The 17,785-nt window shown below is 60.2% G+C and carries 14 protein-coding genes; 8 read left to right on the top strand and 6 right to left on the bottom strand.

Features of this window, described 5'->3' with window-relative positions; all coding sequences use genetic code 11:
- Positions 1–13: 13 nt before the first annotated feature.
- On the top strand, positions 14–388 hold the full coding sequence (locus WC811_RS01335) for a Crp/Fnr family transcriptional regulator (RefSeq protein ID WP_372640100.1): 375 nt from the start codon (positions 14–16) through the stop codon (positions 386–388).
- A gap of 482 nt (positions 389–870) precedes the next feature.
- On the opposite strand, the gene WC811_RS01330 is transcribed toward WC811_RS01335, so the two are convergent.
- Positions 871–1,071, bottom strand: coding sequence for a hypothetical protein (locus tag WC811_RS01330; protein WP_372640098.1), 201 nt, complete (start codon positions 1,069–1,071; stop codon positions 871–873).
- Between the two features lie 268 nt (positions 1,072–1,339).
- Here WC811_RS01330 and WC811_RS01325 point away from each other — a divergent pair, with 268 nt between their 5' ends.
- Entirely contained in the window at positions 1,340–1,750 is a 411-nt protein-coding gene (locus tag WC811_RS01325; RefSeq protein WP_372640096.1) for a GtrA family protein, read from the top strand.
- 21 nt (positions 1,751–1,771) lie between these two features.
- Here the strand turns inward: WC811_RS01325 and WC811_RS01320 are convergent, their stop codons facing one another.
- Entirely contained in the window at positions 1,772–2,119 is a 348-nt protein-coding gene (locus WC811_RS01320) for a hypothetical protein (RefSeq protein WP_372640094.1), read from the bottom strand.
- A gap of 484 nt (positions 2,120–2,603) precedes the next feature.
- Here WC811_RS01320 and rpmI point away from each other — a divergent pair, with 484 nt between their 5' ends.
- From rpmI to WC811_RS01295, 5 genes are all read left to right on the top strand, one after another.
- Complete coding sequence (gene rpmI / locus WC811_RS01315) at positions 2,604–2,804, top strand: 50S ribosomal protein L35 (protein WP_372640092.1); 201 nt, start codon at positions 2,604–2,606, stop codon at positions 2,802–2,804.
- Between the two features lie 98 nt (positions 2,805–2,902).
- Positions 2,903–3,304: a 50S ribosomal protein L20 gene (rplT, locus tag WC811_RS01310; RefSeq protein ID WP_372640089.1), complete on the top strand. Its 402-nt coding sequence runs from the start codon at positions 2,903–2,905 to the stop codon at positions 3,302–3,304.
- 214 nt (positions 3,305–3,518) lie between these two features.
- Complete coding sequence (gene pheS / locus WC811_RS01305) at positions 3,519–4,592, top strand: phenylalanine--tRNA ligase subunit alpha (RefSeq protein ID WP_372640087.1); 1,074 nt, start codon at positions 3,519–3,521, stop codon at positions 4,590–4,592.
- A 172-nt stretch (positions 4,593–4,764) separates the two neighbouring features.
- Positions 4,765–7,197, top strand: coding sequence for a phenylalanine--tRNA ligase subunit beta (gene pheT / locus WC811_RS01300; protein ID WP_372640085.1), 2,433 nt, complete (start codon positions 4,765–4,767; stop codon positions 7,195–7,197).
- A gap of 32 nt (positions 7,198–7,229) precedes the next feature.
- Positions 7,230–8,594, top strand: a complete 1,365-nt coding sequence (locus tag WC811_RS01295; protein WP_372640083.1) for an NAD(P)/FAD-dependent oxidoreductase — start codon at positions 7,230–7,232, stop codon at positions 8,592–8,594.
- A 55-nt stretch (positions 8,595–8,649) separates the two neighbouring features.
- On the opposite strand, the gene WC811_RS01290 is transcribed toward WC811_RS01295, so the two are convergent.
- From WC811_RS01290 to WC811_RS01280, 3 genes are all read right to left on the bottom strand, one after another.
- A complete protein-coding gene (locus WC811_RS01290; RefSeq protein ID WP_372640081.1) occupies positions 8,650–9,888 on the bottom strand; it encodes a lytic murein transglycosylase in 1,239 nt (412 codons plus the stop codon).
- A 100-nt stretch (positions 9,889–9,988) separates the two neighbouring features.
- Entirely contained in the window at positions 9,989–10,948 is a 960-nt protein-coding gene (gene mbfA / locus WC811_RS01285; protein WP_372640079.1) for an iron exporter MbfA, read from the bottom strand.
- 165 nt (positions 10,949–11,113) lie between these two features.
- Positions 11,114–11,671 carry a hypothetical protein gene (locus WC811_RS01280; RefSeq protein ID WP_372640077.1) on the bottom strand — a complete coding sequence of 186 codons (558 nt, stop codon included), beginning with the start codon at positions 11,669–11,671 and terminating at the stop codon, positions 11,114–11,116.
- Positions 11,672–11,846: 175 nt separating this feature from the next.
- On the opposite strand from WC811_RS01280, the gene lepA reads away from it, so the two are divergent.
- Positions 11,847–13,649, top strand: coding sequence for a translation elongation factor 4 (lepA, locus tag WC811_RS01275; RefSeq protein ID WP_372640074.1), 1,803 nt, complete (start codon positions 11,847–11,849; stop codon positions 13,647–13,649).
- A gap of 41 nt (positions 13,650–13,690) precedes the next feature.
- Here lepA and WC811_RS01270 read toward each other — a convergent pair whose 3' ends face one another.
- Entirely contained in the window at positions 13,691–17,650 is a 3,960-nt protein-coding gene (locus WC811_RS01270) for an AsmA family protein (RefSeq protein WP_372640072.1), read from the bottom strand.
- Between the last annotated feature and the right edge of the window lie 135 nt (positions 17,651–17,785).

Below are 17,785 nucleotides of genomic sequence, written 5' to 3'. Positions count from 1 at the left end.
TCGGAGACGCCGCATGGGCGACGATCAATCGTTCGATTTCTCGATTTTGGAGCGCATTGGCGCGCCCTTTCGCCATTTCGATGCAGGCGAAAAGATCTTCCTCGAAGAAGATGCCGCGAATGCCATGTATATGGTGCGCTCCGGGCGCGTCGACGTGATTACCTACGGCACCGTTCTCGAAAACGTCCGCTCCGGCGGTATCTTCGGTGAAATGGCGCTGATCGACGACGAGCCGCGAAGCGCTGCTGCGATTGCCTCGGAGCCGACGGAGGTCGTCGCCATCGATAAGCCGACGTTCCTCGCCGTCGTCCGGGACGACCCGCAATTTGCCTTGATGGTCATGAGCCTGCTCGCCATTCGCTTACGGCGGATGAATAAGCAGATCTGAGAAAACCATTCTGACGAAACCGCCGGCGGCCAAGTGCTGCCGCCGCCGATTTCAACGTATCAAAGACCTTAGCAGCCGTGGTTCACCATGCAGCGGCGATGGCGCCAATTGCCCCAACCCCAGCGACGCGCGCAAATATGGCGCCACCGCCCACAATACGGGCGATAATAAACGGTCGTCGCCAACGACTGGTCCGCCGCAATTCCTGTAAGCGGTGCGACCGTCGCAGCTTGCGAACTCGATGCGGCGGCGGATAATCCAATCGCGACAACAGATACTGCCAAGAGTGGTGCAAGACGCATGTTCGTCTCCGTTGCTATTTATCATCTGAGTGGATTGCACGCGGACGAAGCGTGCGACCACAATTTCCGTTCCGGCTGCTGAATATTGACTGAATGCCAGCACGGCACCGCGGATATGATCGCTTCAAAATATATCGAAAGGCGCCGCGATAATTGCTGCGCCTGCGAACGGGGCGATCCTCAATCGAGATCGACGAGCCCCATCGCCCCGAGCGAAATGAACGTTGCAATCATTGCGATACCGACCACCACGACAAGCGCCGGATAGAAGGCCGCGAAAACCACTCCGGCACGCCAACCGGTTGCGGATCGCAGGCTGATGGCGGCTGTCGGCAACGCCGCGACGAACAGAATGGCAACGACGAATGGATCGAGTTTCATGACCGAACTCGCAACAAAAGCCACTGACAAGAATAATTAGAGTCTGTCACCTTCACCCACGCGCACCACCCACGAAGGGCGAATTAGGCGCAATAAGAGGCAAATTCCTTCGCCGTCCGGGCGGGGCAGACGGGATCGAAATCCTCAACATCGTTTTAAATAGCGCTCGTGCGAAGGCTGTGGAATTTGCCACCCGAGGCAAGTGGTCGACTTGCTGCCAGTCTTCGAATTGACCATCGTTCGCCGGCAACGACGAAAGTCCTCGATAATGAATCCCAAGCTTCGTGAAGCGCTGCTCTACACAGGCGTAAACTTGAGCGCGACTGTCGTCGATTACTCGATCTTTCTGACGCTCACGCACCTCTTCGGGTTGCCCATCATCCAGAGCATTATTTCTTACGCTCTAACGGCAATCGTGAACTACGGACTGACGCGGAGATTCGTTTTTCGCCACGGTTTATCACCCAAATCGGAACACCGCCGGTTCCTCGAATTCGCCGCGACGACCGTCGGCGGGGTCGTTATCACCGCGCTCGTGATCTGGCTGACAGTCCACGAAATGAACCTGCCGCCGATCGAGGGTAAAACCATCTCGCTGCTGGTCTGCTTCGTATCTCTCTATTACGTGCGGACCCGCATCGTGTTCAGCAAGAACACGGACGGGCCCGCCGTCGCATAACCCGAAGCCCGCATCGGACCCTTAAAAATTGACGTGCTGGATGACGTAACTTCCCGCAGCCGCGATGATACCGGCGAGCAGCACGAACGGCAGCACCGACACCAGAACCATCAGCAGCTCGACGAACGCTTTGAAGATCTGTTCCGCCGCGCGCCAGAGCTGGAAGAAGCCGCGATAGAGCACGTAGATAATCGCGATCACAGCGATCGCCAGCACTACGATCTTCCAGACCGGCAGCGCCTGCCAATTTGACTGAAAGATCGTGAACATCTGGCCGAACGACCATTGCCAGACCAGGTCCACGAACTTAAAAATTGCCGTAATGCCCTGCTGGAGCAAATTGACGATCTGATCGATAATTTGGCGCACGCCCCGTCTCCCTCGCATTTTTGCGATTTACCAACGCATTAACCTTGTACTTGGTTCGGATGTAACGACCGCGATTTTCATGATCCGAATGCGAAAAGGCTCCGCGCGTTGCGAAAATCACAACGTTGGATGTTGTGATTTCCCCAGTACTTCCCTATAAACCGGCTCAGAGCCGCCCGGCGAGGCATGCCGTGGCGGTTCTTATGCTTTTGAAAATTAAGCGGAAACCGCAAAAAGCATCCCTTCGCAGGACCGGCAGCTTCGCAGCTGCCGAGAGTGCGGACGCCGAAAGGCATCTGCACTTGGGCTCGGAAACGAGCCAGGGCACTGAGCGCCTCCAAGCTCGCCTCCGCACTTCGGACCTTTAGGTCCGAGGCCGCAAAGGCGGCCCGGCGCCGAGCGCCACCCCCGCGGAGGGCCAGGATGTGAAGCGCGCAAGCGCAAACGTCCGGTGCGGCCCGTGAGCGAAACAAGGACAAGCAAAATGCCTAAGATGAAGACCAAGAGCGGCGCGAAGAAGCGCTTCAAGATGACCGGCACGGGCAAGGTAGTTGCCGCCCAGGCCGGCAAGCGTCACGGCATGATCAAGCGCACGGCGAAGTTCATTCAGAAGGCACGCGGCACCGGTGTGCTGAACGCTTCTGACGCCAAGATCGTCAAGAAGTACATGCCCTACAGCCGTTGAGTCTTGCCCGCCGCGTGCGGCCGGCTCCCCGAAGGGGAGTCGCACGCGGCCAACAAAGACTCATTAAATCTTGAAGTTCGAATTCTAGGAGCAATCCCATGGCCCGCGTCAAACGTGGCGTTACCGCCCACGCCAAGCACAAGAAAGTTATCAAGGCCGCGAAGGGCTTTTACGGCCGTCGCAAAAATACGATCCGCGTCGCTAAGCAGGCGGTGGAGAAGTCGCAGCAGTACGCTTACCGCGACCGTAAGCGCCGTAAGCGCAATTTCCGCGCCCTCTGGATCCAGCGCATCAACGCTGCTGTCCGTGAGCACGGCCTGACCTACGGCCGCTTTATCAACGGCCTCACGAACCTCGGCATCGAGGTCGATCGCAAGGTCCTCTCCGACATCGCGATCAACGATCCGTCGGGCTTCAAGGCGCTCGTCGACAAGGCCGCGGCTGCTGCCAGCTCGCCTGTCGCCAAGGCCGACGAAGACAAGGTCAAGAAAGCGGCGTAACGCACACCTCCTGTCATCCCGGCCGAAGCCAATCGCGCGCCAGCGCGGTTGCGCGGAGCCGGGACCCAGCGCTCCAGGCGAAGATCGGGCTCACGAATATGGGTCCCGGATCGCCGCGCGGAGTTGAACATGCGCGCCGGGCCTGCCAAACAGAGGCCGCGCGCCGTCCGGGATGACAATTGGTGCATGCGGCGCGCCCCGGACGAGGTTTCTAATGAGCACTTCTGACGATCTCTCCAAACTCGAAAACGATCTCTTGGGTGAGATCGCAGGAGCCAGCGACCTCGCCGCGCTCGACGCCGTGCGCGTGTCTGCCCTCGGCAAAAAGGGACGCGTCTCCGAGCTGATGGGCAAGCTCGGCGGCCTTCCCCCGGAAGAGCGCAAAAGCTTCGGCCAGACCGTCAACACGCTGAAGACAAAAGTTGCAGAGGCACTAGACGCCCGCAAAACCGACCTCGAAGCCTCCGCCCTCGACGAGCGTCTCAAGACCGAACGCGCCGACGTCACGCTGCCTGTGCGCCTCGGACCCGTCGCCGAGGGCCGTATTCATCCTGTCTCCCAGGTTTTGGACGAGGTCGTCGAGATCTTCGCCGACATGGGTTTCTCGGTGGCGGAAGGTCCCGACATCGAGACCGACGAGATGAACTTCGACAAGCTCAACATCCCGGCAGATCATCCGGCGCGCCAGGATCACGACACGTTCTATTTCTCGCCGAAAGTCGATGGTTCGCGTCTGCTTCTGCGCACGCATACCAGTCCCGTGCAGATCCGCACGATGGTCTCGCAGAAGCCACCGATCCGCATCATCGCTCCGGGCCGCGTCTATCGCATCGACAGCGACCAGACCCACACGCCGATGTTCCATCAGGTCGAAGGCCTCGTCATAGACGAGACGACCCACATGGGACACCTGAAGTGGGTGCTGCAGGAATTCTGCAAAGCATTCTTCGAAGTCGACGAAGTGAAGATGCGCTTCCGCGCTTCGCACTTTCCCTTCACGGAACCTTCCATGGAAGTCGACATCGGCGCCGAAGCCATCGGCAAGCCGGGCCAGTGGCTCGAAATTTTGGGCTGCGGCATGGTCCATCCGAACGTGCTTCGCAACTGCGGTCTCGATCCTGAGAAATATCAGGGCTTCGCCTTTGGCGTCGGCCTCGACCGCTTGACGATGCTGAAGTACGGCATCCCCGACCTGCGCTCGTTCTTCTCGGGCGACCTGAAATGGCTGAGCCACTACGGCTTCTCGATGCTCGACGTCCCAACCCTCGGCGGCGGCCTGTCGTCTTGATGAGACCCGCCAATCACATCGTCATTCCCGGCCAAGCGCGCGCCGCGTGTGCGTCGCAGGTCGAGAATCCAGCGCAAAATGTGCCGAAGGCCCACGATTGCGTCTGCGACAAGTCATATGCTGGATCCCCGAATATCCTCGCCGGGGCTCAGACGTTCGAGGATGACGAAGCATGAAATTCACGTTCTCTTGGCTGAAAGATCACCTCGACACGGACAAGTCCGTCGACGAGATCGCAACGACGCTGTCCGCGATTGGGCTCGAAGTCGAAAGCGTCGAGGACCCGGCCAAGTTGCTCGGACCCTTCAAGATCGCGCGCATCGTCGAAGCCAAAAAGCATCCGAACGCCGACAAGCTTCAGGTCGTTCAGGTCGAGATCGCCAAGGGCCAACCGCTGATGGAGGTCGTCTGCGGCGCCCCGAACGCGCGCGCCGGATTGGTTTCCGTCTTCGCGCCCCTCGGCACGTATATTCCGGGCTCCAAGATCACGCTGGAGAAGAAGCCCGTCCGCGGCGTCGTCTCGAACGGCATGATGTGCTCGGCCGCCGAACTCGAACTCTCCGAGGACAGCGACGGCATTCTCGATTTGCCCGCAGACTGGGCCGACAAGGTTGGCGAGGCCTACATCGACCTCGCCGGACTGAACGATCCGATTCTCGAAGTGAAGCTGACGCCCAATCGCCCCGATTGCACGGGCGTGCGCGGCATCGCCCGCGATCTTGCTGCAGCCGGAATGGGAACGCTCAAGCCTGAGCCGAAGCTCGCGCCGCTCAACGAAGCGTTCGATTGCAAAATCCAGGTCAAGCTCGAGTTCACACCCGAAACCGCAAACGCTTGCCCCGTCTTCGCCGCGCGCACGATCCGGAACGTCAGCAACGGCGCTTCTCCGGACTGGATGCAGAACCGGCTTAAGGCTGCGGGCCTTCGCCCAATCAACGCCCTCGTCGACGTTACGAATTACATTTCGCTCGACCGTGGCCGACCGCTGCACGTCTACGACGCCCAGAAGATCAAGGGTACCCTGCACGCTCGCCTCGGAAGAAACGGCGAGAAATTTCTTGCGCTCGACGGCAAGGAATACACCGTCGACGACACGATGTGCGTGATCGCCGACGATACCGGTCCGTTGGGTCTCGGTGGCGTCATGGGTGGCGAAAGCACAGGCTGCACGCCGGAGACCAAGGCCGTCCTCATCGAGAGCGCGTGGTTCGATCCCGTCCGCACCGCAGCGACCGGCCGCAAGACCGGCCTCGTGACAGACGCCCGCTATCGTTTCGAGCGCGGCGTCGATCCGGCGTCGGTACGCCCCGGCCTCGATCTCGCGACCGATATGATCTTGAAGTTCTGCGGCGGCGAAGCGTCGAAAGCCAAAGTCGCGGGCAAGGAGCCGATCGCGGAGCGCGTCATCCCGTTCAACTACGCGCGGGTCGAAAAGCTATCCGGCGTAAAGCTTACCGAATCAGAGATCTCCAATACGCTGAAGGCCCTCGGCTTCACGATCTCGGGTAAGCCGGACGCTGGAAAAATCGCCGTCCCGACGTGGCGGCCCGATGTCCACGGCGCGGCCGATCTCGTTGAGGAAGTCGTGCGCATCGCCGGTCTCGATCGCATCCCGGCAACGCCTTTGCCGCGCGCCGATGGTATCGCGCGCGCTGTACTGACGGATAAGCAGAAGCGAGCCCGCCGCGCCCGACGCCTGCTTGCAGCGCGCGGATACGTCGAAGCCGTAAACTGGAGCTTCATCCCGAAAGCGGAAGCAACGCACTTCGGCGGCGGGGCTCCGGAACTCGACCTCGCCAATCCGATCTCGGTAGAAATGTCGTCGATGCGCCCCGGCTTGCTGCCGGGACTGTTGACGGCCGTCACGCGCAATCGCAATCGCGGCAACGACGATGTCGCGCTGTTCGAACTTGGCCAAGCCTACCGCGGCGAAAAGCCCGAGGATCAATATATGAGCGCCGCCGGTGTCCGCGCCGGAACTTCGCATCTGACTGGCTCGGGACGCCATTGGAGCGGTAGCGCCGCGCCGGTTGGCGTATTCGACGTCAAAGCCGATGTCTTCGCTGCTCTATTTTCTCTCGGTGTCGATCCGAGCAAAGCACAGATTACGCGTGATGCCCCCCATTGGTATCACCCCGGCCGTTCCGGAGCGTTGAAGCTCGGCCCCAAGACCGTGCTCGCGTATTTCGGTGAGATCCATCCCGCGACGCTGAAAGCACTGGATGTTGAAGCGCCGGTGTCGGCATTCGAAGTTTTCCTCGATGCCCTCCCGCCGGAGAAGAAAAAGTCGCGCGCCAAACCGCCGCTTGCCGTTTCCGATCTTTTGCCGGTCACGCGCGATCTGGCATTCATCGTTTCAAAAGACGTCGCGGCGGGCGACATCGTGAAAGCGGCTGCAAATGCTGATAAAAGCTTGATCCGAGGCGTGGCAGTCTTTGACGTGTTCGAGGGCGGCAGCCTCGCAGCGGAGGGCAAAAAATCGGTCGCCATCGAAGTGACGATCCAGCCTGCGACTGAAACCCTCACCGATCAGGCCATTGAAACGATCACGCAAAAAATCATTACGGATGTAAGAAAGACGACAGGCGGCGATTTACGCTCTTAAGGCCGCCGTCATGACATGCGCATGAGGCCCAGATGAATTCGCTCTCCCCCGCGACGACAACTCCAGCCGATAGTGCGACGAAGGACAAGATCTACCGCATCGTAATCGTCGGCGGCGGCGCCGGCGGTTTGGAACTCGCGACCCAGCTTGGCAACAAGCTCGGCCACAGCGGTAAAGTCGAAATCACTCTTGTCGATCGCGCGCGCACGCACATTTGGAAGCCGCTCCTGCATGAAATCGCGGCCGGCAGCATGGATACCGGCCGCCACGAACTCGCTTACCAGGCTCAGGGCCACTGGCACGGTTTCCGCTATCGTTACGGCGAAATGATCGGCCTCGACCGCGCCAACAAGCGCGTCCACCTCGCTGCGACATTTGACGAAGACGGCCGTGAGATTACGCCCGACCGCTGGTTTCCCTACGACACGCTGATCATCGCGATCGGAAGCATATCGAACGATTTCCGCACGCCTGGCGTCAAAGACAACGCCATCATGCTCGATACGCCCGAACAGGCAGAGCGTTTCAATCGCCGCCTGTTGAATGCGTGCGTCCGCGCCTACGCCCAGCCCGGGCCGGTTCGTCCGGGTCAGTTGCATGTCGCGATCATCGGCGCCGGAGCGACGGGCACCGAGCTCTCCGCCGAGTTGCACCACGCAGCGCGCGGCCTCGTTGAATTCGGACTCGATAAAATCGACCCCGAGAAAGACTTCAAGATCACGCTGATCGAAGCGGCGTCACGGATTCTTCCTGCGCTCCCCGAGCGCCTGTCAGAGGCAACGACGGATATTCTGGAAGGCATCGGCGTCGAGGTTCGCACCGGGAGTGCCGTTACGAACGTGACGTCCGAAGGCGTGACGCTGGCCAACGGCGATTACATTCCCTCGGAGCTTGTCGTCTGGGCGGCCGGCGTCAAGGGCCCGGACGTCATGTCCAAGCTCGACGGCCTCGAAGTCAGCCGCATGAACACGCTCGTCGTGAAGCCGACGCTGCAAACGACCGTCGACGACAACATTTTCGTCATCGGCGACGCAGCCTATCTGGTTCCCGAAGGCCAGACGACGGCGATCCCGCCCCGCGCCCAGGCGGCGCACCAGGAAGCGAGCCACCTCGTCGCTCAGATTCAGCGCCGTATGAAGGGCGAGACGAAGCTCGAACCCTTCAAGTATCGGGACTTCGGATCGCTCGTTTCGCTTGGAAAATACTCGACAGTCGGAAACCTTATGGGCTTCATCGACGGCAAATCGATCCGCATCGAAGGCTGGTACGCGAAGATCATGTACCGGTCGCTTTACAAGATGCACGAGGTCGCCTTGCACGGATACGTCAAGGTTTTCCTCGATACGCTGTCGCGTCTGCTGACGCGCCGCACCGAACCGCAAGTTAAGCTGCACTAATAAAAATTGCGCCGACGAGCATGCAGAACGAATCCCGCCGGCGCGATATTACGGACTAGCTCCGCTCTTTGAGCGCCGTAAGCAGGTCGGCGGTCGGATAGCTGTCGGCCGGCAATCCGAACTTAACCTGCATGTCCTTCACGGCCTTGCGCGTCCCGGCCCCGAGCTTGCCATCGATCTCGCCGACGTCAAGACCACGGCGCTTCAGAAGGCTTTGAAGCTCTTTGATCTGCTCATAGCTGAGGGACACGACGTTGCCGCTCGCCTTGGTGAGGTTCGGCGCTCCGGCCATGCGCGCGGCGAGATGAGCCGCCGTCAAGGCATACGTCAGCGATTGGTTCCACTGCGTGTAAACATCGAAATTCGGATAGGCCAGGAACGCCGGACCATTCCGTCCCATCGGTAGAACCAGCGACGCCTGAAGATCGTCGGAAGGCAGATTTTCTCCGACACCCTTGACGCCCCAAGCCACCCATTGCGAACGCGGCAGCTTGATCGCAAGATCAGCCTTCTCCCAGGGAAGATCTTTCGTGATCTGAACCTGCTCGATCCAAGGTTCGCCGCGCTTCCATCCCATTGAAGAAATGAAGTTCGCCGTCGATCCGATGACGTCGGCATTATCGCGGATGAGGTCGACGCGCCCGTCGTCGTCGTAATCGACGCCGTAATTCAGATAGTGTTGCGGCAAGAACTGGGTCTGGCCAAGTTCGCCCGCCCACGAGCCGATCATCTGATCGGGCGTGAGGTCGCCCCGCTCGACGATTTTCATAGCCGCTTTGAGTTCGCCGCGGAAGAAATCGCCGCGGCGGCAATCCCATGCCAACGTCACGAGCGAGCGCAGCACCGGCAAGTTGCCCATGCCGCCGCCGAAGTCGCTTTCAAGCGCCCAAAATCCGGTGATGACGGGACCCGGCACGCCGTACTGTTGTTCCGCGCGATCGAAGATATCTTTGTAGCGCTTGAGGAACGTCTTCCCCGTTTGCTCGCGGTTTTTCGTTGCCAGCTTGAAATAGAAGTCGATGAACGTCTGCGAGAAGAAGCCCTGCTTGCGGTCGCGGGCGATCGTGCCCTGGTCGGGCGTCATCCCGCCGATCGTTTCTTCGATCGTCTGCGGCCGAATACCCTCCGCGATCGCCTCACGCTTGAAATCAGCGAGCCACTGACTGAAGGGCACGGTGTTCTTGCAATTGCGCTTGTTCGCAGGTGGCGGTGGAGTGTTTTCAGCTTGAACGCCCGGAGAGAGCCCCACAAGCATGAGGGATGCCATCGCTGAAACGATAAAACCTGCGCGCATGGGGGGATGCCTTCGGCCGTTGACTGCGCCGGCACTTTGCCGACAGTCAGGACAGCGTCAAGAGACTATGGCCTGAATGAGGCCTTTTGAGCATTCGCGCCTACGCGCTGCCGATCAGAATGCCCACCGCAAAGACGATGAGACCGCCAACGACGACTTCCAATGCCGCCCGCCAGAACTTCCTTTGCATGAAGCGTGAACGGATGATCGCGATGATCCACAATTCGATGAACACCACGCCGATAGCGACCGTCGTCGCCGTCCGAAAGTCCGAAATGAGATAGGGCAACGTGTGGCCAAGGCCGCCGATCGCGGTCATCACGCCCGTTACCGAACCACGCAGCCACGGATTGCCGCGCCCCGAAATCTGACCGTCGTCGGAGAGGGCTTCCGCAAACGCCATCGAGATTCCCGCGCCGACGGACGCCGCAATGCCGACGAGAAACGTCTGCCATGTATTATGGGTCGCGAACGCCGCGGCGAAAATCGGCGCCAACGTCGAAATTGAGCCGTCGATCAGCCCGGTCAACCCCGGTTGCACGTACTGCAACACAAACGATCGCTGCGCTGCTCGCTCTTCGTTCGTCCGGGCTTCCGGTGTTAGTTCAACATCCGCGATATGCTGGGCGATGCCGATGTGCTGGCTTTCGGCTGCCATGAGGTCGCCCAGCAGCTTGCGAATTTCGGCGTCCGACGCAGTCTTGAGAGCGGTCGCGTAGAATTCTCGCGTCTCTTCCTCGATCTCTTCGGCCTGACGACGAACTTTCTCGATGCCGAGCGGCCGTACCATCCAGATCGGTTCATGCCGAACGAGGCCTGAAACATCCTGACGGCGGATCAGCGGAATGTGGTCTCCGAACTTGCGCCGAAAAAGTTCGATCAGCCAACGCCTGTGCTCGTTCTCTTCCGCCCCTAGCTCGCTGAAGATCTTCGCCGACGCCGGATACTCCGCGCTAAGGCCCGCGGCATAATCGGCATAGATACGGCTGTGCTCCTCCTCAAGGGATATGGCGAGAGCCAGGATCTCACGTTGATCAAGTTCGTTGAACCGGCGCGTCAAAGCTCACCCCAATAATTAGAATTATTCTAATATAGGGCATCGAGACATATTTCGGCAAGTGACTGCCGTCGTGCGGCAAGCGCCGGGAACTGCGCCATAAACGACAGCGCCGGCCTATGAGGACCGGCGCCGAAAATCTCCGAGGGATGCGTTTCGCTTAGAAGTTTAGCGCGAATTTGGCTTGTTACCTGGCTTCATGGCGTTCTGCTGGGCTTCCGTCCAAGTAGAGATCGCCTGCTGCCAGCTCTTCTGCCACATATCGGCCGCCTGCATCCAGAACTGCATAGGATTGGTCGCGCCGGAGAAGTCCGGCATGCCCGGGAAACCGGCGCCGCCCGCGCCTGGGAACTGCGGACCGCCCGCGCCGAAGCCCGGCACGCCCGGGAAATTAGGGAAATTTGCGAAACTCGGGAACTGGTTCGGCATGCCGGCCGCCTTGACCTGCTTTTCCCAGACGTCCATCACCTGATCGACCGCCTGCAGCTGAAGTTTGGAAGCGCTTTGCATCTGCTTACGGCTGAGTTCGACAAAATCAGTGGGCCAACCGAGCGATTTTGCAGCCTCGGCCATCTTGTCGAAGACCGCATTACTGTTTTTCTCACTCATTTCGGCCAGCTCGGCGCGCCAGTTCGACATGGCGTCGAAAGCCTGGACAACCGCCTTCTTGGTATCCTCCCCGAGCTTCGTAAATGCCGGGTTTGCCTCGAACGGTGAATTCGCCATATCGCTTTCTCCAGAAATACTGCTCGGCATCGAGAGTATGGATGAATTTTTGCACACCCCTCACCCACTTGCCAGCCAACTTATAGACCATGCGGCGATCAAAATGGCTCGGAACCCGGGTTAAAGCCTTAACGCCCCTTTTGCCGGTGAGTTCCGGGTGCTATGAGCCCGCCCCATGACAGCCACTTCACACATTCGCAATTTTTCGATTATCGCCCACATCGACCATGGAAAATCGACGTTATCCGATAGGCTGATCCAGCTCTGCGGCAACGTCTCGAACCGTGAGATGAAAGAACAAATCCTCGACTCGATGGACATCGAGCGAGAGCGCGGTATCACGATCAAGGCCCAGACCGTCCGCCTTGACTACAAGGCCAAGGACGGCGAACTCTACCAGCTCAATTTGATGGACACGCCCGGCCACGTTGACTTCGCCTACGAAGTCTCGCGCTCGCTCGCCGCTTGCGAAGGCGCCATTCTCGTCGTCGACGCCAGCCAAGGCGTCGAGGCGCAGACCCTCGCCAACGTCTATCAGGCCCTCGACAACAATCTCGACATTCTCCCCGTGCTGAACAAAATTGATCTGCCTGCGGCCGACGAAGAGCGCGTAAAAAAGCAGATCGAGGACGTCATTGGCATCGATGCTTCCGACGCCATCGGCGTCTCGGCGAAAACGGGCCTCAACATCGAAGCCGTCCTCGAAGCGATCGTCGAACGCCTGCCGCCGCCGAAGGGCGACGCCAAGAAACCGCTGAAAGCCATGCTCGTTGATAGCTGGTACGATGCCTACCTCGGCGTCGTCGTCCTCGCGCGAGTCATCGACGGCGTCATGAAGAAGGGACAGCGCGTCAAGCTGCTCTCGACCGGCGCCACCTACCAGCTCGAACGCGTCGGCATTTTCCGCCCGAAGCAGGAAATGCTCGAACAGCTCGGCCCCGGAGAGATCGGCTTCTTCACGGCCGCGATCAAGGAAGTCGCCGACACCCGCGTCGGCGATACGATCACGGATGAAAAAAACCCGACCGCCGAACCGTTGCCGGGCTTTAAGCCGGCGCAACCAGTCGTCTTTTGCGGCCTTTTCCCAGTCGACGCCGCAGACTTCGAAGATCTGCGCGAAGCAATGGGCAGGCTTCGCCTCAACGACGCCAGCTTCTCGTTCGAAACGGAAAGCTCCGCCGCTCTGGGCTTCGGCTTCCGCTGCGGATTTCTCGGCCTCCTCCACCTCGAGATCATCACCGAACGTCTTGAGCGCGAGTTCAACCTCGATCTCATCACGACGGCACCGAGCGTCATCTATCATCTGCACATGAACGACGGCTCGATGATCGAGATGCACAATCCGGCCGACATGCCGGAAGTCGTCAAGATCGACCATATCGACGAACCATGGATCGAAGCGACCATTCTGGTCCCCGACGATTATCTTGGCGCTGTGCTAAAGCTTTGTCAGGATCGCCGTGGCCGCCAGAAGCAACTGACCTACGCCGGCTCGCGCGCCATGGTCGTCTACGAGCTGCCGTTGAACGAAGTCGTGTTCGATTTCTACGACCGCCTGAAAAGCGTTTCGCGCGGCTACGCATCGTTCGACTACCACATCAAGGATTACGAAGAGGGCGACCTCGTCAAACTTTCGATCCTCGTCAACTCCGAGCCGGTCGATGCGCTGTCCATCATCGTCCACCGCTCGCGTGCCGAAAGCCGTGGCCGCTCGATGTGCGAAAAGCTCAAGGAGCTTATTCCACCGCATCTGTTCCAAATTCCGATCCAGGCCGCGATCGGAGCCAAAGTCATTGCGCGCGAGACAATCAAAGCCCTGCGCAAGGACGTGCTCGCGAAATGCTACGGTGGCGACATCTCCCGTAAGCGGAAGCTGCTCGACAAGCAGAAGGCGGGCAAGAAGAAGATGCGGGAATTCGGTAGGGTCGAAATTCCGCAGGAGGCGTTCATCAATGCCCTCAAGATGGACGACAACTGACCCGCGCCGCTCTGGCGGAAACAGTTATCCCACCGAGCGGCCTACTGAAATCCGCCTAACGACTTCATGACTTCGTCGGACGACGTTCGCCGCTTCACCGGCCTCGCCGCCGCCGACGTCGACCGCGCAACTTGCGGCTTCACGACCGGCGTGGGTTTTGCCACCTGCAGCCCCGTCGCCGGATCGATCACGATTGGCTGACCGGCCGCGTTCTGCTCGCCGTTCCCGGCGCCGTAAGCTGGCCCGGTCGAATTCTGCGGTTGCGGCTCGATTGTCGAGCGATTTGACGACTGCGCGTCAGCGGGAGCCGGAGCGGGCTCGGTCCCAAAATAGTAATCCGAATTGCCGTTTGTCCCGGGAGGCGAATTCGCCGTTCCTGCGGCTTCCGGAATGACCGGCGGCAATGGCGCAGGCTGTGCCTTTTGCTGCGCAGCCGCGCGCTCGGCAGCTTTACGCTTTCGCGCCGCTTCCTTCTCAAGACGCACCCGATCCTCGTCCGCGCGCCGGGCCTGTTCCAGTTCCTCGACGTTGCGTTCCATTTGCCGAACGGTGAGTTCCCGCTGCAGATCTCCAGCGTCCGCATTGACCGTTACGGTTGCGAGATGGTCGAGCTGGCCGCCGTACAGAACGATCGCCGGCGGCAGCGATCCCTTCGTTGCCGACGGAGCGTGATTGGCCGGCGGCCGGATGACAGATGTCAGTTGGAAAACCACGCTCATGCCGAGCGTCGGAAGATCGACCGCCGCCGTTCCCTCCACTTGGCCGTCGGCGCCTTGAAAATCGATATTGCTGAGCTTCAGCGCGCCGTCGGAAACCGAAATTGCAAAATCGCGATTGCCAAGCGGCATTCTTGACGATCCGGCCGCCGCGACGAGCGCATCTCCGATCGCATGGGCGTCGTTAGCAATCCTGCCGATAAGCACGTCGTTGACAACGTCCGCAACGGTCGACGGTAACGGCCCGGACATCTCCGCATCCGTGAGCCTCGCCGTGCCTGAGCCCGTCATCACCGCGATAAGACCCGCCGGGCTTTGTGCCCGTGCCTCGGTCTGGAACTCGAATGTCCCGAAACCCTTGCCGCCCGCATTGATCGACGCAAGCTTCGCCTGATCAAGTTTCAATGCCGACGCCAGCGTGACGCCGTTCGATACCTTTTCGAGGCTTACTCGTCCCGTAAGCTGTCCGCCGGCGGCAACCGCATTGAGATCGCTGACCGTCAGCTTTCCAGGTGCAAGTGCGACCGTCATCGTCCCGTTGCTGGTCGCCAAGCCACCGCTCACCGCCAACGACTTGAACCCGACCTTCAGCGTCGCGGTTGTATTTCCGAGCGCCGCGAAGTCGAAAAGTCCCGCTGGCCAAACCGGTTGCACATCCGCGCCAGCCTTGTCGCCGCTATTGCCGGTTCCACCGCTCGCGGCCGTTGCCTCCGGCGAGGGCGCGTCGGCAACCGCCAAAAGCAGGCCGGGAACCGTGACACGGTCGGCGAGAATATCACCATCGATACGCATCGCGGCGACTTCCGGCGTCACCCTGACTTGACCTGAGAGCTTCGATGTCCCGAATAAAAAATCCCGCGAAGCGATGGTCCACGTCCCATTGTCACGTTTGACATCCAAGGCACCGCGCACGGCAACGCCATCGGCGCCATCCGGCAACGACAGCCCCGCGATGGCCAAAGCCTCGTCTCCTTGGGCGGCTTTGATATCGAGTGCGCCATTCAGCGCCAGATCGGATTTTTCCGGCCATCGCGCCTGCCCGTGAAATCGCATATCGAAATCTTGCGACGAGATTTCGATCTGCGACACTGACCCGGATGCCAACGTTCCGGCAGCGATCAGCGATGCCCGTGCCGGCTGTGCGGCCTGCCCCGAAGCCTCGCGCCCCTCGCGTCCGATTGTTGAAAGAAGACCAGATAGCGACGACGCGTCGAGCGTCGCTTGCACCCGGCTCGGATGTGTCTTCCACCCGTCGAAACCGCCGTCGAACTCCACCTGACCATCAAGCTTCGAGCCGTCGAGCAAGCCGTCAAACGTCACGTCGGTTGTCTTTGGCCCCCTAAGGCCGAGACGAACTAGCCCCGCGATCTTCCCCGCTTTCAGTCCCTTGAAACGATCCTCTCCGATCGCATTCAGAAGACCGGTTTTGCGAATGAGGTCTTGCATGGCGTCGGGCGTCGACCCGACGAGATCGTAGGCGAAAGTGCCGACTGGACTGCCATCGCGCGTCTCGATGCGTCCCTCAAGCCCGATCGCCAGCCCGCTCTCCGTCGTGACCTTCGCGACCGGCAAACTCACCTTCTGGCCTTCGATTAAGAAGGACACGTCGACGTCGCGATAGGAGTCCTCGCCATTGGTCATCCGGCCGGCGATAACGCGAAGGCGAACATCGCCGGGCAAATCCGCCTGTGGATCGCCATCGTCTTTCTGTGACGTTAGCCCGAGCGATTTTCGGAATTCGACGCGCAGCGCGCCCGCGATCTTCGGAAAAACTTCTCGCGTATCGAGATCAGCGGCCTGGAGCGTCAAATCGGTACGCTCGCGGTCGCCATGCGTGATCTTGAGTTCGCCCGCGAGAGGCCGCCCCGAAATATCCCCCGAAGCCTCGGTGAGGAAAAATCGCTTATCATCGATGTCGAGTTTGCCTGCCGCCGAGTAAGGCCCGTCCGCATTCACGTCGATCGGGATGCCCGATTTATCCGCCCACGCCTTCAGCCGGCCGAAACTGCTGCCGCCGATGAATCCATTCCCGACGAAGCTGAATTTTCCAGCCTCACTCTTGAGATCGCCGGCAAGATCGAGCCGCGATCCGCCCGGCAGGCTCACCTTGAAGGTCTTAAGATGCGTGACGTTGCCTTGCCGGTCGGCGTCGATCGAAAGACCGCCCGCATTCTCGCCGCCGATTTTGACTTGCTCGAGATTGATCTTCACCGAAGCCGTGCTGTCGCCCGCAGCCGATTGCATGAGACCGAGCGCAAGTTGCTTCAGCTTCGAGAACCCAGCACTGCCTTTCCCCGCCCCGGCCAGCCAATCGACGTCGAGCCATTTCGAGTTCAGAGAAACATCGAGGCGCGGCGCCCCCGACCACGTCGCAGCCGCCGACCCGGAGACCGTTTGAGGCGCGGCGGCATTATCGAGCGCGAGCGAAAGATTCTCGAACTTCGCGCCCTTCGCATCCGCCGTGACATCCGCTTTGATATCGATCAGCGGCGGCGGGTCTTTTCCGTCCTGCGCCATCGTCGGACTGCCAGGCACCTGAACTTTGCCGGACCACCGTCCCTTGAACGACGTCTTATCTGAGAGATCGTGAACCCGGCCGTCGAGGAGGAAGACATTCGGCGAGCGATCAGCCCGAGCCGAAAGCTTAAGCGTGAACGCCCCATCGCTCGCCGGGATGTCGGTCGCGAATTTAACGTCGTGCTCGGCGCCTCCCCACGAAGCCGATCCTTTGTATCGGAATGGCCCTCTAAGGCCGTCGGCGGAAAACTCGCCGTCGATACCGTCGACCATCGCGATCTTCGCCGAGGCCGAATTATAGACCGATATCGCGCCGTCCGTGATTCGCACCGACCGCAGCGCGACGTCGCGCGGAACGAACGGCAAATCGCCGGGCTTCAATTCGAGCCGCGTCCAGTTGCCGACGCCCTTGTCGTCGACGGCGAGACTGAGAACGGGCTTTTCAAGCTCGATCTGGCTCGCTTCCAAGACACCGCGAAGCAGTGACGGCCCCGAAAGCCACATCGTAAAGCTATCTGCGCGGACGAACGGCTCACCGGTCTGTCCCGTCACGCTGGCGATGCGGATCTTCTCGAAGCGCACGTAAGGAACGGGCAGAAGCTTCAGATTGACATCCCCGCCGACGCGAACGTCGCGGCCGAGAACCTTCGACGCTTCCTCCTCGAAAACGCCGCGATAGCTGTTCCAATCGACGAAATTCGGCACGGCAAACAGCGCCGCGAGAATAGCGACGAGAAGCCCGCCAAGAAATAATAGCCCATTGTTCATGAACGTCTCTAGCAGCCGCGCTCGACACGCAAAGCACACCGGCGGGCGCGATCGGAGCGGCGCCCTACCGCACGCACCTGTATGACACGGCGATACGCCAGTCTGAACCCGAAATTTGGCACATTTCCAGGCGTT

Source organism: Hyphomicrobium sp., from assembly GCF_041659645.1.
In the GTDB taxonomy this organism is placed as follows: domain Bacteria; phylum Pseudomonadota; class Alphaproteobacteria; order Rhizobiales; family Hyphomicrobiaceae; genus Hyphomicrobium_B.
The sequence above is the reverse complement of the archived record's forward strand: the minus strand, read 5'-3'. Positions and strand labels throughout refer to the sequence as shown.

Excerpts from the sequence above, each read along its gene's own strand:
- WC811_RS01335 (WP_372640100.1), top strand. The coding sequence starts at position 14 with ATGGGCGACGATCAATCGTTCGATTTCTCGATTTTGGAGCGCATTGGC.
- WC811_RS01330 (WP_372640098.1), bottom strand. The coding sequence starts at position 1,071 with ATGAAACTCGATCCATTCGTCGTTGCCATTCTGTTCGTCGCGGCGTTG.
- WC811_RS01325 (WP_372640096.1), top strand. The coding sequence starts at position 1,340 with ATGAATCCCAAGCTTCGTGAAGCGCTGCTCTACACAGGCGTAAACTTG.
- rpmI (WP_372640092.1), top strand. The coding sequence starts at position 2,604 with ATGCCTAAGATGAAGACCAAGAGCGGCGCGAAGAAGCGCTTCAAGATG.
- rplT (WP_372640089.1), top strand. The coding sequence starts at position 2,903 with ATGGCCCGCGTCAAACGTGGCGTTACCGCCCACGCCAAGCACAAGAAA.
- pheS (WP_372640087.1), top strand. The coding sequence starts at position 3,519 with ATGAGCACTTCTGACGATCTCTCCAAACTCGAAAACGATCTCTTGGGT.
- pheT (WP_372640085.1), top strand. The coding sequence starts at position 4,765 with ATGAAATTCACGTTCTCTTGGCTGAAAGATCACCTCGACACGGACAAG.
- WC811_RS01295 (WP_372640083.1), top strand. The coding sequence starts at position 7,230 with ATGAATTCGCTCTCCCCCGCGACGACAACTCCAGCCGATAGTGCGACG.
- WC811_RS01290 (WP_372640081.1), bottom strand. The coding sequence starts at position 9,888 with ATGCGCGCAGGTTTTATCGTTTCAGCGATGGCATCCCTCATGCTTGTG.
- WC811_RS01280 (WP_372640077.1), bottom strand. The coding sequence starts at position 11,671 with ATGGCGAATTCACCGTTCGAGGCAAACCCGGCATTTACGAAGCTCGGG.
- lepA (WP_372640074.1), top strand. The coding sequence starts at position 11,847 with ATGACAGCCACTTCACACATTCGCAATTTTTCGATTATCGCCCACATC.
- WC811_RS01270 (WP_372640072.1), bottom strand. The coding sequence starts at position 17,650 with ATGAACAATGGGCTATTATTTCTTGGCGGGCTTCTCGTCGCTATTCTC.